The following is a 14,967-nucleotide window of genomic DNA, read 5'->3' as shown; positions in this document are numbered from 1 at the left end:
CGCCGGTGGGACGGGAAGAGGGGCGAGTGTGATGGGCCGAGCGAATCAGCGTCCGGCGGCGCGGCCGGGGTTTCCGCAGGAGGCCACCTCCGGGGCCAGCGGGCTCATGGACCTGCTCGGCGTCGCCGCGGTGCTGGTCGAGGCCGACGGCCGGATCGACATGTGGAGCCCCCAGGCCGAGGCGCTGTTCGGGTACTCCGGTGCCGAGGCCCTCGGCCAGTACGCGGCCCGGCTGCTCGTCGACCCGGAGCACCGCGCCGAGGCGATCAGGCTGTTCGCCACGGTCATGGAGAGCGGGGAGGACTGGGCGGGCGTCTTCCCCGTCCGGCACAGGGACGGCAGCGTCCGCGCGGTGGAGTTCCGCAACATGCGGCTGACGGACAACATCGGCGACCACTACGCGCTGGGACTCGCCACGGACCGGGCGACGCTGCGCCAGGTGGAGCGCAAGGTCGCCCTGTCCAGCCAGCTCGTCACCCAGGCCCCCATCGGACTCGCGGTCCTCGACGCCGACCTGCGCTACGTTGCCGTCAACCCCGCCCTGGCGACGATGCACGGCATCCCCGAGGCCGACCACATGGGCCGCGGCTTCCGCGAGATCCTGCCCGGCGAGCCGTTCGCGGTCACCGAGGCCCAGATGCGCGAGGTTCTGGCCAGCGGCCTGCCCGTGGTCGACCGCCAGGTGGTCGGACGCACCCGGGCCGACCCGGACAGCGACCACGCCTGGGCGGTCTCCCTGTTCCGCCTGGAGGACCACACCGGGCAGATCCTGGGCATCGCCAACGTCATCGTCGACGTCACCGACCGCTACGAGTCGGCGCAGCGGGCCGAGCGGGCGCAGCAGCGCCTGCGCATGATGGCCGAAGGCTCGGCGCGCATCGGCACCACCCTGGAGGTCGAGCGGACCGCTCAGGAACTCGCCGACGTCCTCGTCCCCGACCTGGCCGACATGATCGCCGTCGACATCATCGACTCCCTGCTCCAGTCGGGGCGCCCGGACACCGGCGACGGGCTGCCGCTGTTCCGCGCCCTCGCGGTCAAGACCGCATACCCGACCGACGCCTCCGAAGCGATCATCCAGCCCGGCCACCTCACGACCTACCACGCCGACCATCCGGCCGCCCACTGCTTCCGCACCCGCGAGCCCCAGCTGATCACCCACCTGGAACGAGCCGACCTCAGGCGGGTCGCGGCCGACGACGAGGCCGCGCGGCTGCTCGCCCGGGCCGGTGTGCACACGGACATCGCGGTACCGCTGATCGCCCGCGACGAGGTCATCGGCGTCATGGGCCTCGCCCGGGCCCGCAACCCCCGGCCCTTCGACGAGGACGACCTCACCCTCGCCTGCGAACTGGCCTCGGCCGCCGCGCTCAGCATCGACAACGCGATCCTGCACCAGCACATCCGCAGCGCCGCCGAGACCCTCCAGCGCAGCCTGCTCCCACAGCTCTCACCCCGACACCCCGGCCTGGAGATCGCCGCCCGCTACCGTCCCGCGCAGGCGTTCAGCGAGGTCGGCGGTGACTGGTACGACATCATCCCCCTCGACGGCGACCGTACGGCCCTCGCCGTCGGCGACGTCATGGGCAGCGGCATCCCGGCCGCCACCGCCATGGGCCGGCTGCGCACCGCCACATCCACGCTGGCGGACCTCGACCTCGACCCGGCCCGCATCCTCACCCACCTCGACAAGATCACGCAGGACCTGGACCCCTTCTTCGCCACCTGCGCGTACGCCGTCTACGACCCGTATCTGCACCTCCTGCAGATCGCGTCCGCCGGGCACCTGCCGCCCGTGCTGGTGCCCGCCGGCGGACCGCCCAGGCTCCTCGACCTGCCGTCGGGCACCCCTCTGGGGGTGGGCGGGGGCTCCTTCGAGACCACCACCGTCGCCCTCGACCCCGGCGACCAGCTGGTGCTCTACACCGACGGGCTGGTCGAGACGCGCGACGACCCCATCGACGAGCGGCTGGACCATCTGCTGCGCCTGCTGGAGGGCCCGCCCAGCACCCCGGAGGACCGGTGCGACCGGCTCCTGCGCGCGCTCCGCAAGCCCTCCGACCACGACGACGTGGCCCTCCTCATCGCGCAGGCCCACCCCGTGAAGTCGGGATGAGTCCCCCGTCGCTCACTCGTCGACGGCCGTCCCGAAGCCCGCGCCGGCGGGCGGCGCCGCCAGGGAGCGCGGCCCGTACGACCACGACCCCCGGGTGGCGGTCCCGGCGGCCGACCCCGGGAGGTGCCACGCGGACCCTTCGCCGCTGTTCTCGCCGGGCGCCGTGGCCAGCAGTTCGGCACGGCCGTTCCGGTCGGTGTCCGCGAACCGGACCTGCGCGCCGAAGCGGTCGCCCTTCTCGACCGTGCCCGGCACGTTCGCGGTGTTCTGCGTGAAGGAGACCACGCCGGACGTGGTCAGTCCCCGGGCCGAGCCGCGCAGGACGACGACCATCCCCGCGTCCCGTACGGTGCCGACGTCCTCGCCCGGCACCCCGATGGCGAGATCCGCGAACCCGTCGCCGTCGGCGTCGCCCAGCGACACGTCGTAGCCGAAACCGTCGCCCAGTTCGGGAGTGCCCGGCACCCCCGGATCGCGCTGGAGCCACACCTGGTCGGGCCGGCCGTACTCGTCCAGGCCGGTGAAGATGTCCGGGCCGCCGAGGAACACCAGGACGGCGCCGCCGGTCAGCGGCTCGTACTCGTCCTCCAGCCGGTCCGGCCGCCCCGCGACCAGATCGTCGTACCCGTCGTGGTCGATGTCCCCGGAGGCCGTCGCCGGGCCGCCGGGCAGATCGCGGACGTAGGCGAGGCCGCCGGCCCCGCCGCGGTAGACGGCCGAACGTCCCTGGCCGTCCTCCTCCAGGCTGCGGCCCGCGACGATCAGGTCGGCGTAGCCGTCGTCGTCGTAGTCGCCCGTCGTCAGCGACGCCGGCTGGATCTTCTCGTCGCCCGGCGCGCCCACCGTGTCGAGGCGGCCCGCGGGGCGCAGGGCGCCGCCGGCGTGGGTGAACAGGTGCGCGCCCCGCCGGTCGGCCACGACGAGCACGTCACCGGGTACGGCGCCGCTCAGCCGCGCCGCGGCCACCGCGAGCCCGAACCCGGCGTCCGCCGCGGGTGCGGCCGGACCGAAGGTGACGCTGCCCGACGCCTTGAGCCCGGTCCGCGAGCCGAACAGGACGGTCACCCGGCCCGCGTCCTTCACCCCGCCGACGTCCTCACCGGGCGCGGCGACGATCGCGTCGTCGTAGCCGTCGGCGTTCAGGTCCCCGCTGGCGACGGCGGCGCCGAAGCCGTCACCGGACTCGGCGCTGCCGCGCACCCCGGAGGTGTTCTGCCCGAAGACCGCGGTGCGGGCCTTGCGTGCCCCGGCGGCCGTGCCGATGCCGCCCTTGCCGCCGTACTGGACGGTGACGTAGCCGGAGTTCTTGCGGCTGCCGTCGGTCCCGGTCGGTGCCCCTATGAGGACGTCGTCGTACCCGTCGCCGTCGAAGTCGCTGTTGCGGTCGACGGCGTGCGTCCCGCCGGGCGTGCCCGCGTGGGCGCCGGGGGCCGCGGTGATCACCGCGCCCGTCAGGAGCAGGAAGGAGGCGGCGGCGACGGCCGCCGTGTTCCTGTGCGTCATGGTGTCTTCCCTCGGGCTCGCAGCTGTGTGGCCTGTGCGGGTTGGACCCGCGAGAGGCCGGGAGAGTTGTAACCAAGGGGGAACGAGGTTCAGCTCCGCGGTTCGCGGGGCGCGGTCTGCGCGGCCAGGACGCGCTGCCGCGCCTGCTCGACCGCCCGGGTCAGCGCCCCGATGTCGTAGGCGCCCTGGTGGCGCAGTCCGTTGATGAAGAAGGTGGGGGTGCCGGACACGCCGCTGAGGTCCGCCGAGTCCACGTCCTCCGCGACCCGCCGCGCCCCCCGGTGCCGTTCGACGTCGTCGCGGAAGCGCACCACATCCAGACCCAGCTCCCGCGCGTAGCCCAGCAGGTCCCGTCCGCTGAGCGCATCCTGACGCTCCAGCAGCAGGTCGTGCATCTCCCAGAACCGGCCCTGCCGTGCGGCGGCCTCCGCCGCCTCCGCCGCCAGCTGGGCGTTGGGGTGCACGTCGGGCAGCGGCAGGTGCCGCCACACGTAGCGGACGTCGGAGTCGGAACCCAGCAGCTCGCGCACCACCTGCTCGGCCTGACCGCAGTAGGGGCACTCGAAGTCGCCGTACTCCACCACCGTCACGGCCGCCTCCGCCGGACCGCGTACCCGGTCGTGCCGGGGGTCGACCGCCACGGCCAGATCCGTCGGTGTCTCGGACGTGCCCAGCAGGGCCCGTGCCCGGAGGGCCTCCGGGAGCAGGCCGATCGCCCCGGAGACCAGCCAGGTCAGGGCGAACGCCACCAGCAGGGAGGTGAGGATGCCGATCCGGGCCTGCTCCAGTTCCTCGCCCTCGAACGCGATGGCCGCGATCAGCAGGGAGACCGTGAAGGCCGCCCCGGCGACGGCCCCGCCCGCGGTGACCGAACCCCAGCCCACCGTGGGCCGCAGACGCCCGCCCGTCAGCAGCCGAGCACCCGCCATGGAGCCGACGGTCCCGATCAGCTTGCCCGCCGCGCAGCCCGCCACGATGCCCACGGTGATCGGCGAGGTGAACGCGTCCGCCAGCTCGGCGCCGCTGAGCTCGATGCCCGCGTTGGCCAGCGCGAACAGCGGCACGATGCCGTAGCTCACCCAGGGCAGGAATTTCTGTTCGAGGCGCTCGTTGGGGGAGATCGCGGCGGCGAGCCCCCTCACCGCGTCGCGCTGCAGCTCGGGCGTGGGCTGCTCGCGGAAGGAACGGAACAGCCGGCTCGCCCGCTCCAGGTCGCTGCGTGGCGCCGGATAGGCGACCACCAGGGCTCCCACGGCCAGTCCGGTGACCACGGGGTCGACGCCCGCCTCGTGCAGGGCGATCCAGACGAGCAGCGACAGCAGGGCGCAGTAGACGCCCTTGCGGACGCCCGCCAGACGCAGCACCACGATGCCCAGCAGACCGCCGAACGCCACCAGCAGCGCGGGCACGTGGATGCCGTCGCTGTAGAAGACGGCGATCACCATCAGGGCGACCAGGTCGTCCACCACGGAGATCGACAGCATGAAGGCGCGCAGCGCGGCCGGCAGCCGCCGGCCGAACACCGCGAGGATGCCCAGCGCGAAGGCCGTGTCCGTCGACATCGCCGTGCCCCACCCGTGCACCGAGTCATGGCCGGCGTTGATCGCCACGTAGATCGCCGCGGGCACGACCATGCTGCCGAGCCCGGCCACCGTGCAGAGCACCACCCAGCGCCGGTCCCGCAGGTCCCCCATGTCGAACTCGCGGCGCGCCTCCAGTCCCACCACGAAGAAGAACAGGCTCATCAGTCCGGCGTTGATCCACTCGTGCAGGTCGAGCGCGAGGTGAAAGGTGTCGAAACCGATCGTGAAGGTCGCCCCCCACACCGCCTCGTAGGAGTGCGCGTCCATGTTGACCCACAGCAGGGCCACCACGACCGCCGCGAGCAGCAGGGCGGCGCTGCCCGTCTCGGTCTGCATGAACGAACGCCAGCGCGCCCGGGTCTGGCTGGACATCGTCTCGCTGGCATCGCTGGACTCGTAGCCGCTCACCGGCCGATTATCGCCGCCGGAACCGCCCGGGCACCGGGACGGCTTGCCCCGGTCCCGTGCGGCCCGGCGACGCTCACCCGGACGGCCGTCGCGGCCGGGGGTCAGGGCTGGGCGGTGAGCCGGAAGCTCTGGGCGGCGGAGCCGTCGCACGGCCGCTGCACCAGCTGCACACCGTTCGCCGCGCCGCCCGTCGTGCTCAGGCACTTGCCGCTGTGCCGGGCGGTGAAGCGGTAGGCGCCGTCACCTTCGCGGACCGGCAGCCACTGCTGGTTGCCGCCGCCGCCGTACGCCCACAGCTGCAGGGGCGCGCCATCGGCGGTGGAGACGTCGGTGACGTCGACGACCTGGTTCGGGTTGCCGCGGATCGCGATGCGCGAGTAGCCGCCGTCGGTGGGCCGGAACTGGAACTGCTGGGCGAGGGTCCCGTTGCAGGTGTACTGCTGGACGGGCGTGCCGTTGGCCGTGGCGGCCGCCCGGGCGTCGACGCACGTCCCGGACGCCTTGTCGCTCAGCGCGTACCAGGCCGTCGGTGAGATGGGGTCGGTGGGCGCGGGGCCCCCGTCCGCCCGGCCCAGCCACTTCAGGCCGTCGAGGAGGAAGCGGTTCTGGGTGGCGCTGGCGAACGTCGACGACAGGCGGGTGTTGGTGTCGTAGTTCATCGCGTTGTGCCCGAAGTTCGCGTACAGCATCCGGTACTGGGTGTTGGTCCACAGGATCGGGTAGTAGCCGCTGTACCAGGACTGGTTCGGGTCGGTGCCCAGCGGGAAGCTGCTGGGGTCGACGGAGGCCAGGATCTTGATGTCCGGGTTGGCCCGCAGGTCGTTGGACCAGCTGTACCACTCACTGACGGCCGAGGTGAACGTGGCGGGCAGCCCGGTGGTGGCCGGGTGGGTGCGGTCCTCGGTGCGCAGGACCGCCGTGGTGGGTCCCCAGGTGTTGGACCTGAAGTTCCCGCTGCCGAGGAAGGAGTTGTAGAACCAGGGCCAGGAGGCCGCGTTCGTGGTGAACGCCGAGACGTGGAAGCCCATCCAGCCCCCGCCGCCGCGCACATACCGTTCGAAGCCCGAGCGCTGGGCGGCCGTCTGCGGCGCGTCGTCGAGGAACAGGACGACCTGGTACTCGTTCACCCCGCCGTTCGCGAGCAGGTTCCAGTCGGTGGTCGCCCGGTAGGTGAAGCCGTTCTCGGCCCCCGCCTGCGGGAACCACTGGTTGGCCTCCTTGACGAAGTCGATGTGGGCGGCGTCCCAGGTGCCGTTGTAGAAGGCGATCACCTTGAACGGGGCAGCCTGCGGGGCGGCTTGTGGGACGGCCGACGCGGCGCCCGCCGGGGCGGTGAGCCCGCACACGACGGCCAGCAGTGCCAGCAGGCGGGCGGCGAGGTGCCGCCAGGGGACGGTACGGGGACGTCCGGGCCTGGTCGGTCGGGACATGTCTGCTCCTCCTGCCGCCGGGGCGGCGCGAGTCGGGGAGTGGGGGAGAGGCGGGGCGGGCCGCACGGTCAGCCGGTGTACTGGGAGAAGACTCGGGTGAACTCCCAGGGCTGCTGGGCCACCCCGGAGCAGCTGTCCGCGCTGCCGCCCGTGCAGGGCCGGTCCCGGTTGACGGACCAGAACGTCAGCCGGGCCAGGTGCCGCTGCTGCGCGTAGGCGAGGATCGTGCGGAAGTCGGCGACGGTCACCGTCTCGGAGTTGTCCGTCACGCCGTTCATGGAGGAGATGCCGGTGTGCCGGTACGCCTGGTCGTCGCTGTAACCGTACGCGTTCTTCACGGCGGTCTTCAGGCCCTCGGCCGCGCGGACGGTGAGCTGGCCCATGTTCTGGCCGGCGCCGCCGAAGTTGAACGGCATGATGGTCCAGCTGTCCACGGTCAGCCCGGACGCGGCGGCCTTGCCGATCAGGCTGCTGTCGGGCCCGTTCTGGCCGGTGCCGAAGGTGACGTACACCTTGATCCCGGGGTTCTTGGCCTTGACGGTCTTCAGCGCGTCCACCGTGCGCTGCTGCACGGTCGGGCTGTCGTACGCGGCGGCCTCGATGTCGATGTCGATGGCCTTCAGCCGGTATGCGTCGATCACCTTCTGGTAGGCGGCGGCGAGTTCACCCGCGCTGCCGCAGGAGCTCTCCAGCTTGTTGCCGCTCCAGCCGCCGAAGGACGGGATGACGTCGCCGCCGGCGCCGCGCACGGCGTCGATCGTCCGCTGGTCGACGCCGCCCGTCAGCGGACGGCCGCCGTCCCACTGGGGGTTGCAGTAGCCGTTGCTGAGGACGAACGCGAGGGTGAACCACTTGACGCCGGTCGCGTTCATCACGGTCGTCGGGCTCGGCGGGTCGCCCCAGCCGTTGTAGAGGTACGGGGCGACCGCCATCGCGCCGGGTCCGGGCGCCGGGGCGTCGGCTCCGGGGGCGGTCCACTTCTGCTGGGCGGCGCCGGTGCAGCTCCAGATCTGCACGGGGGTCCCGTTGGCGGAGTTCGCGCCCTTCACGTCGAGGCACTTGTCGGCCTGCGGATTGACGATGTCGCGCGCGGCGGTCACGGTCCAGCGCTGGGCGGCGCTGCCGTTGCAGTCCCACAGCTGGACGCGGGTGCCGTCGGCGGTGCCGGCGGATGCCACGTCGAGGCACTTGCCGAGGGCGCGGATGGTGCCGTCGGAGCCGACGTTCCACTGCTGGGCGCCGGTGCCGTTGCAGTCGTAGACCTGTACGGCGGTGCCGTTGGCGGTGGCCGCGCCGGCCACGTCGAGACACTTGCCGCCGAGGCCTGTGATCTGCCCGGTGGCCTGGGCGGCGGCGTGGGCGGGGAGGGAGGTGAGCGGGGCGAGGAGGAGGGCGGCGAGGGCTGTGCCGACCGCGCCGCGCAGCGCGGGGACGGGGAGGGAGGGAGAGGTCATGCGGCGTCCTGTTCTGTCGTCGGCGGCCGTGGCCTCATGGCTCGTCCACGACCGCGTCGGGCGGGCAGGCGGGCGCGCTCGCGGGCGCGCGGGCATGCTCATGACAGACAGGAAGTGGGGGGCGGTGAAGGCGTGGACCGCTGATGAAGGGTGGGGGAAAACAGGGGTGCTCCAGTTACTTCACACCGTGAATTTAAGGAGCAGCGGAAAACCCCTGTCAAGGCATCGGACCGGTTTTGGTCCAGTCCAATGCGACAGGGGTGCTCCGAGGCGCTCCGGGCTGGGCGCTCCGGACTGGGCGGGCCGGGGCCGGGCGGGGCCCGGCGGAGGGAGCCCGCAGGGTCCTCCGCGATCATCCGTCCGAACCGGCGGTGGTGACGGGCGTGCCGTCGTCGGCGGTGAACGCCCGCAGGATGCGGGCCAGGTCGCCCGGGGCGGCGGCGAGCCGGACCAGCCTGCCCTCGTCGTCCAGTTCGGCGATGTCCCAGCTGCTCGGCACGGTGTCGCCGTCGCCGCCGCGTGGCCGCCGCACGGTCCTGACGGTGAGCCGCTCCACCGGGATGGGCCGCGCCGCGAACCGGCCCGGACCGGAGTGGGGGAGCACGGCGGGCCCACCGGCGCCGAGGACGATGTGGGTGCCGAAGCCGTGCGGGTTGTACTCGGTGGACTCCAGGAACCGGGCGGACAGGAAGACGTCCTCGTCACCGGCATCCGCCACCGGCACCGGCGTGGCCGCCCCTGGTGTGTGGAGGCGGGTCGCACGCCAGGCCCAGACGAACAGGCCGACCGAGACCGCCGCCCCGAGGCCCGCCCACACCACGCCCCCGGGCGAGCCCGGCACCAGGGTCGGGTGCGTGTAGCAGTACGGCAGCGACCACACGGCCGTACCGGCCAAGGCACCGGCGAACGGGAGCGGCGACGGCAGCAGTTCGTCGGCGGGCCGGCGGCGTGCGCGCCGGCGCTGCGCGATCAGGGCGGCCGGGTAGCCGGCGATGAGCACGCACACCGCCGCGGTCACGGCGACCTCTCCGGCGGCGGGGAAGTGCTCGCGCCACACGTGGTGTCCACCGGCGATCTCCCGCACCCCGTGGCGCCAGACGGTGAGCCGGACGCGGTCACCGGCCCGGAAACCACCGGCCCCCTCCTTCGACACCGAGACGCGGTCCACCGGCCGCCCGCCGTCGAAGTACACCCAGCTCTGCCCCCTGCCCTGAGCCACCTCCGTGCGCGCGACCACGGCCGACAGGGTGGTCAGGCAGTCCTCGTCACGTCCCGCCTCCTGCCCGGCGCACGGGACGGCCGACGTCCACGCCAGCTTCTCCGCCGCCACCACCGGGACGAACCACGCGGCCAGCGCGGCACCCGCGAGGAACACGGCGCACAGGAGGACGGGCAGTCCTGGGCCACGCCCGGCCGTGCCCTTGGAGAGCACGGCCAGATGGTCCGACTCCGGCGTGCCGTACCGCTGGTGCAGCGCCCGCAGTGCCTCCACGGTCGCGTCGAAGTCCGTCCGCTCCTCGGCGGACGAGCTGACCGGCAGGGGGAGCCGCCAGGTGCGCCCGCCCCGCATGACGACATGCACGCGATGGATCTCGCCGTGACGCGCGTACTGCACGCGCACCCGCACATCGGCGACGTCGTCCCAGCGCGCGCTGCGGCGGTGCAGCAGGGTCCGGTACGACAGCCTGCTCGCGTCCGCGTGGACGCGGATGACGAGGCCGTACGCGCCCGCGACACCCAGCGACGCCAGCACGCACCCCGCGAGGACGCACGCGTCGGGGATCCCGCCCGCACCCGCCGCACGGGCCAAGGCCAGGACCAGTCCTACCGCGCCGAGACCGACGAGGAACCACGGGAACCGCCTCGACCGAGGACGGCACGTCACTTCAGGCACGCTGCTCATGCCCGGAGCGTGCCACTTCCCGACCCGGACAGGCTTGTCCGCTCCACGGCAGCGTCAGGGGGTTCGACATTGCCGGATCAGCGCACCTGAGGCACCCGGACCAGCTCCTTCTCGGGCCACCAGCCGGACACGTCACCGAGATCGGTGGACGCCGTCACGAGGTAGCGCCCACCCCGCTTCTCGCTCACGATCTCCCGGACGCGGACCTTGGTCCCGAACACGTCCGCGGCCGCTTCGGTCAACTGTGTGACCCTTTGAGGAAAAGGAGGGGTCGACTCAGGCCAGGCCCAGGGTCATCGTGCGGGTGCCCGGGGTGAAGGTGGCGAAGGACTGGGGCCAGGAGCCGTCCGGCCAGAAGTAGGTCACCTTGCCCTCGGCGGGGTGGTAGTGGGCGGTGTACACCGTGCCCAGGCCCTCGTCGTAGGCGAGTTGGTACAGCGGGGACCTCAGCATCGCCGCCACGTCCGGGCCGGTCGCGCGCACGGCGGCCAGGCGCTCCTGGGTCCGCGAGGAGCGCTCCTGGTCGTCGGGGACCGGCAGGTGCTGGTGGTTGGCCGCGCAGGCGTCCGGCGCCTCGGTCAGGGGGATGTCCGGCCCCACGTACACCGTGCGTGCCTGCTCGGCGTCGACCAGTGTGACGTTCTGCGGGATGGCGATCGGTATCGAGCGCAGTCTGCCGACCGCCTCGTCGACCGTCGTGCATGTCTCCAGCAGGTAGCGCAGGACGATCGGGATCGCGAAGCCCGGGCCGTGGACGAAGCGTCCGCCGAAGGTGAGGGAGACCGCGAGTCCCGCGTCGTTCATGCCGTCCAGCAGGCCCCACGCCGCGTCCTGCATGCCGATCACCGGGCGCAGGAAGTCGGAGGACACGATCGTCCCCTCGCAGTCGTCGGGGTCGAAGTCGTAGTTGCGCAGCAGTGTGCCGCCGGCGCCGATCTGGGTGCAGGCGGAGAAGAACGGCCGTATGGCCGCGAGGGTGAGGAAGGTCCTCGCCTCCGGCCGGTCGAGCTGAGCGGCGAGCCGGTCGAGCACGGGGACCAGTTCCGGCATGTGCTCCTCGAACAGCCTCCGCGCCCGGTCCGCTCCCACGTCCGTGCGGCCCTCCTCGGCCAGCCACTGCTCCGCGAGCGGCCAGAGCGGCTGTGCGTAGGCGGCCCACTGTCCGTCGCTCCCGTCGCCGATCGCGAGGGCGCGGAAGGTCTTCTGGCGTCGGCTCATGGCGGCCGCTCCTTTGCCGAGGTCCGGGGGTGGAGTCGAGTTCTCGGCAACGTATGCAATTTCGGCGGGTGTTGGCCAGGACGGACCATTCCCGACGACGTGAGGGCGGTTCGGGGTCGGCTCCCGGGCTCAGGCCGGCAGCGTGCTGACTTCGCCGCCCTCGGGGCGAACGCAGGCCAGGCCCCCGAGACCGGCGCGTACCTCAGGTCGTCCTCACCGACACCGACACCGACACCGACACCGGAACCGGCACCGGGCGAGCCCCGCCTCGCCGAGGTGCGGCAGAGCCGCGCCGTCGCCGAGGCGCCTCCTGGCCGACCTCGCCGGCGAGGCGCCGAGCAGCTGCGCGGTCTGCTCGTCCGGGTCGCCCAGACCGCCCAGACCGCCCAGCGGGAAGCCGGTGGCGCCGGACGAGACGCAGTGCTGATCCCCGCCGGCCCCGTCGCGTCCCCGCCCGGTCACCCTGGCGCCCCTGAGGGCCGGTCCCCGCCCGATCACCGCGGCGCCCCTGAGGGCCGGTCGGGCCATGCGGGCTCCGGCCGTGCGTGCGACGTTGGATACAGCGACACCGCGCACCACCGCGAGGAAGGGCGACGGCCATGCGAGCGCACGTCGGAGATCAACTCGTCATCGAGAGCCCGTCCACAGGCGCCGCACGGCGCGACGGCGAGATCGTCGGGCTGCACCATGAGGACGGGACGCCCCCGTACGACGTGCGCTGGTCGGACACGGACGAGGTGACCCTCGTCTTCCCCGGCCCCGACGCGCACGTCCACCACCTCGAACACGAGGCGTCCGGCACCCCCGCCGGCCCGGAGCCCGCCGTGAGCGAGCCCGCACCACGGGGGAGGACCCCCAACCCCGGCGACATGGGCCGGCGTCTGGTCGCCGAGCGCCGCCGGCACGGGCTCAGCCGCGAGGAGACCGCCGCACGGGCCCGTATGTCCCCGGACTACCTCGCCTACCTGGAGGAACACCCGGCCGATCCGACCGCGGCCACCCTGACCCGCCTCGCCGACGTCCTCGGTACCACGGCGACCGCGCTGCGCGGCGGAGGCATGGACCTGCCGCCCGGGCAGGGCCACGCCCTGCTCCACCCCGAGGTGCGCGACCTGGACCCGGACGAGTGCCGCACCCTGCTGTCCACGCACGGAGTGGGCCGCGTCGGGGTGACGGAGTCCGACGGCCGCCCCGCGATCGTCCCGGTCAACTACGAGATCGTGGAGGACATGATCGCCTTCCGGACGGAACCCGGCTCCGTCGCGGCGTCCGCCGTCGGCACCGAGGCCGCCTTCGAGGTGGACCACGTGGACGAGACCATGAGCCAGGGCTGGAGCGTGCTGGCGGTCGGCCCCGCGAACGCGGTCACCGACCCGGACGCCGCCCGCCGCCTCACCGAACGCGCCCACTCCACGCCCTGGGTGGGCGGCGAGAGGGAGTTGTGGGTGATGCTCCGCCCGGCACGGCTCACGGGCCGCCGTATCACGCCTGCCGACCGCTGACCGGCGGAGTCGTCCGCCGACGGGCCGTCATGAACCGCCCGCACAGGGCGGGTACGCCACCCCCTGGTCCCAACAGGCCGCATCAATAGGGCCGTTCAGCCCCTCGGATACCCCCTTCGGCACCGCGCCACGCCCTGTCTCCGCCACGACAGTGGAGGACGTCAACGGCGCATCCGTCCCGAGGGGGATGAAGATCATGGCAGTGCACGATCCGACACACCGGCGCCCCGGTTTCCGCTTCCCGGCCGCACGCCGGGCCGCCACCGCCGAGGAGGCCGCACCCACCACGGCCGCGAGCGCGTACGTCCTCGCCGGACTGCGGCTGCTCACGGGCTTCGTCTTCCTGTGGGCGTTCCTCGACAAGACCTTCGGCCTCGGCTACGCCACCCCGTCCGGCAAGGGCTGGATCGACGGGGGTTCGCCGACGCGGGGCTTCCTCGGTTCGGTCGCCGTCGGCCCGCTGGAGTCGGTCTTCCACTCGTGGGCCGGTGACGCCTGGGCGGACTGGCTGTTCATGCTGGGACTCCTCGGCGTCGGCGCGGCCCTCGTCCTGGGCGTCGGAGTGCGGCTCGCCGCCGTCGCGGGCACCGTGATGATGGCCCTGATGTGGGTGGCCGAATGGCCGCCCGCCCGGCACCTGTCCGACGGGTCGCCGAGCATGTCGACCAACCCCTTCGCCGACTACCACGTCGTGTACGCCATCGTCCTGATCGCGCTCGCCGCCGCCGGCTCCGGCGCCGTCTGGGGGCTCGGCGAGGCCTGGGCGCGGCTGCCGTTCGTCGGCCGTCACCCCTGGCTGCGCTGACCGGCGGGGACCGTTGGGCCGGTCGGTCCCGGCCGGGGACCAGCGGCCCCTGCCCCCGCGGCCCCGCACGTCCGACGCTGGAATCAGAGAATCCGATCAGGAGGCAGCATCATGCTCCGCACTGTTGTCGCAGGTCTGGACGGCTCGCCCGAGAGCCGGTCCGCGACCGAGTGGGCGGCCCGCGAGGCGCGGCTGCGCGGACTGCCGTTGAAGATCGTCCATGTCTGGGAGCCCGTCCCCGAGCCCATGGCCCAGGCCCCGCTCCTCGGCGCCGAGACCCAGCAGCACTGGACCGAGCGGGTCCCCCGCGAGGCCGCCGACGCGATCCGGCTGCGCCACCCCGGCATGGAGCTGACGGTCGAGCAACGCACGGGCGACGCCGCCGGCACCCTGCTGGACGCGGCGGAGGACGCCGACCTGCTGGTGCTCGGCTCGCGCGGGCTGAGCGGGCTCGGCGGGTTCATGGTCGGTTCCGTCGGACTCGCGGTGGTCGCCCGCGCGGAACACCCCGTCGTCCTCGTCCGGGCCGATGAGCAGGCCGCCGACGAGCACGAACCGGACGCCGAGCGACTGCCGTCGACGGAGACCGCCTACCGGCCCGTCGTCCTCGGGCTCGACGCGACGAGCCCCGACGCAACGCTGATCCAGTTCGCGTTCGAGGAGGCCGCCCGCCGCGGGAGCCGGCTGCGCGTGCTCCACGGCTGGAACCTCCCGCCCTACTACGTCTACGGCCTGTCCGTCGACATCGAACTGCACGACGAGATCGTCCGGCAGCAGGCCGTCCTGCTCGCCGACGTCCTCAAGCCCTGGCGTCAGAAGTACCCCGACGTCGAGGTGATCGAGGAAGTCCCCGCCGGCAGCCCGGGAGCCCGGCTCGTGGAGGTCTCCCGCGAGGCGTCCCTCGTGGTCGTCGGCCGCCGTATCCGCCGCCGCCCGTTCGGCGCGCACATCGGCCCGGTGACCCACGCCGTGCTCCACCACGCCGTGGCACCCGTCGCCGTGGTCCCGCACCACTGACGGACGGACACGGGCCACCGCCCGCCGG

The 14,967-nt window shown here is 73.3% G+C and carries 11 protein-coding genes; 4 read left to right on the top strand and 7 right to left on the bottom strand.

The annotated features are described in order from the left end of the window. Window positions 1–31 precede the first annotated feature (31 nt). Window positions 32–2,116 (top strand): SpoIIE family protein phosphatase, encoded by a 2,085-nt coding sequence (locus ADL34_RS19395; RefSeq protein WP_062669577.1) that lies wholly within the window; start codon window positions 32–34, stop codon window positions 2,114–2,116. 12 nt (window positions 2,117–2,128) lie between these two features. Here the strand turns inward: ADL34_RS19395 and ADL34_RS19390 are convergent, their stop codons facing one another. From ADL34_RS19390 to ADL34_RS19365, 7 genes are all read right to left on the bottom strand, one after another. Then, window positions 2,129–3,619: an FG-GAP repeat protein gene (locus tag ADL34_RS19390; RefSeq protein WP_062669575.1), complete on the bottom strand. Its 1,491-nt coding sequence runs from the start codon at window positions 3,617–3,619 to the stop codon at window positions 2,129–2,131. Between the two features lie 89 nt (window positions 3,620–3,708). Then, window positions 3,709–5,574, bottom strand: coding sequence for a Na+/H+ antiporter NhaA (locus ADL34_RS19385; protein ID WP_062669630.1), 1,866 nt, complete (start codon window positions 5,572–5,574; stop codon window positions 3,709–3,711). 137 nt (window positions 5,575–5,711) lie between these two features. After that, the gene (locus ADL34_RS19380) at window positions 5,712–7,040 is read right to left on the bottom strand and encodes a ThuA domain-containing protein (protein WP_062669573.1); all 1,329 of its coding nucleotides are present in this window, start codon (window positions 7,038–7,040) and stop codon (window positions 5,712–5,714) included. A gap of 68 nt (window positions 7,041–7,108) precedes the next feature. Next, the gene (locus ADL34_RS19375; RefSeq protein ID WP_062669571.1) at window positions 7,109–8,494 is read right to left on the bottom strand and encodes a chitinase; all 1,386 of its coding nucleotides are present in this window, start codon (window positions 8,492–8,494) and stop codon (window positions 7,109–7,111) included. A gap of 352 nt (window positions 8,495–8,846) precedes the next feature. Further along, window positions 8,847–10,397 (bottom strand): hypothetical protein, encoded by a 1,551-nt coding sequence (locus ADL34_RS19370; protein ID WP_062669569.1) that lies wholly within the window; start codon window positions 10,395–10,397, stop codon window positions 8,847–8,849. Window positions 10,398–10,474: 77 nt separating this feature from the next. Then, window positions 10,475–10,639 (bottom strand): hypothetical protein, encoded by a 165-nt coding sequence (locus ADL34_RS36155; RefSeq protein ID WP_159038953.1) that lies wholly within the window; start codon window positions 10,637–10,639, stop codon window positions 10,475–10,477. 34 nt (window positions 10,640–10,673) lie between these two features. After that, complete coding sequence (locus tag ADL34_RS19365; RefSeq protein ID WP_062669567.1) at window positions 10,674–11,615, bottom strand: C45 family autoproteolytic acyltransferase/hydolase; 942 nt, start codon at window positions 11,613–11,615, stop codon at window positions 10,674–10,676. A gap of 599 nt (window positions 11,616–12,214) precedes the next feature. On the opposite strand from ADL34_RS19365, the gene ADL34_RS19355 reads away from it, so the two are divergent. From ADL34_RS19355 to ADL34_RS19345, 3 genes are all read left to right on the top strand, one after another. Beyond that, entirely contained in the window at window positions 12,215–13,117 is a 903-nt protein-coding gene (locus tag ADL34_RS19355) for a DUF1918 domain-containing protein (protein WP_062669563.1), read from the top strand. Between the two features lie 196 nt (window positions 13,118–13,313). Then, window positions 13,314–13,922 (top strand): DoxX family membrane protein, encoded by a 609-nt coding sequence (locus ADL34_RS19350; RefSeq protein ID WP_062669628.1) that lies wholly within the window; start codon window positions 13,314–13,316, stop codon window positions 13,920–13,922. 111 nt (window positions 13,923–14,033) lie between these two features. Further along, entirely contained in the window at window positions 14,034–14,939 is a 906-nt protein-coding gene (locus ADL34_RS19345; RefSeq protein ID WP_062669561.1) for a universal stress protein, read from the top strand. Window positions 14,940–14,967: the final 28 nt, after the last annotated feature.

This window comes from Streptomyces sp. NRRL WC-3605 (assembly GCF_001509795.1).
GTDB classification, from domain to species: domain Bacteria; phylum Actinomycetota; class Actinomycetes; order Streptomycetales; family Streptomycetaceae; genus Streptomyces; species Streptomyces viridochromogenes.
This window is presented reverse-complemented; position numbering and strand designations above follow the sequence as displayed.

Bases quoted from the DNA above. Each gene is read 5' to 3' on its own strand.
- ADL34_RS19395 (WP_062669577.1), top strand. From the start codon at position 32: ATGGGCCGAGCGAATCAGCGTCCGGCGGCGCGGCCGGGGTTTCCGCAG.
- ADL34_RS19390 (WP_062669575.1), bottom strand. From the start codon at position 3,619: ATGACGCACAGGAACACGGCGGCCGTCGCCGCCGCCTCCTTCCTGCTC.
- ADL34_RS19385 (WP_062669630.1), bottom strand. From the start codon at position 5,574: ATGTCCAGCCAGACCCGGGCGCGCTGGCGTTCGTTCATGCAGACCGAG.
- ADL34_RS19380 (WP_062669573.1), bottom strand. From the start codon at position 7,040: ATGTCCCGACCGACCAGGCCCGGACGTCCCCGTACCGTCCCCTGGCGG.
- ADL34_RS19375 (WP_062669571.1), bottom strand. From the start codon at position 8,494: ATGACCTCTCCCTCCCTCCCCGTCCCCGCGCTGCGCGGCGCGGTCGGC.
- ADL34_RS19370 (WP_062669569.1), bottom strand. From the start codon at position 10,397: ATGAGCAGCGTGCCTGAAGTGACGTGCCGTCCTCGGTCGAGGCGGTTC.
- ADL34_RS19365 (WP_062669567.1), bottom strand. From the start codon at position 11,615: ATGAGCCGACGCCAGAAGACCTTCCGCGCCCTCGCGATCGGCGACGGG.
- ADL34_RS19355 (WP_062669563.1), top strand. From the start codon at position 12,215: ATGCGAGCGCACGTCGGAGATCAACTCGTCATCGAGAGCCCGTCCACA.
- ADL34_RS19350 (WP_062669628.1), top strand. From the start codon at position 13,314: ATGGCAGTGCACGATCCGACACACCGGCGCCCCGGTTTCCGCTTCCCG.
- ADL34_RS19345 (WP_062669561.1), top strand. From the start codon at position 14,034: ATGCTCCGCACTGTTGTCGCAGGTCTGGACGGCTCGCCCGAGAGCCGG.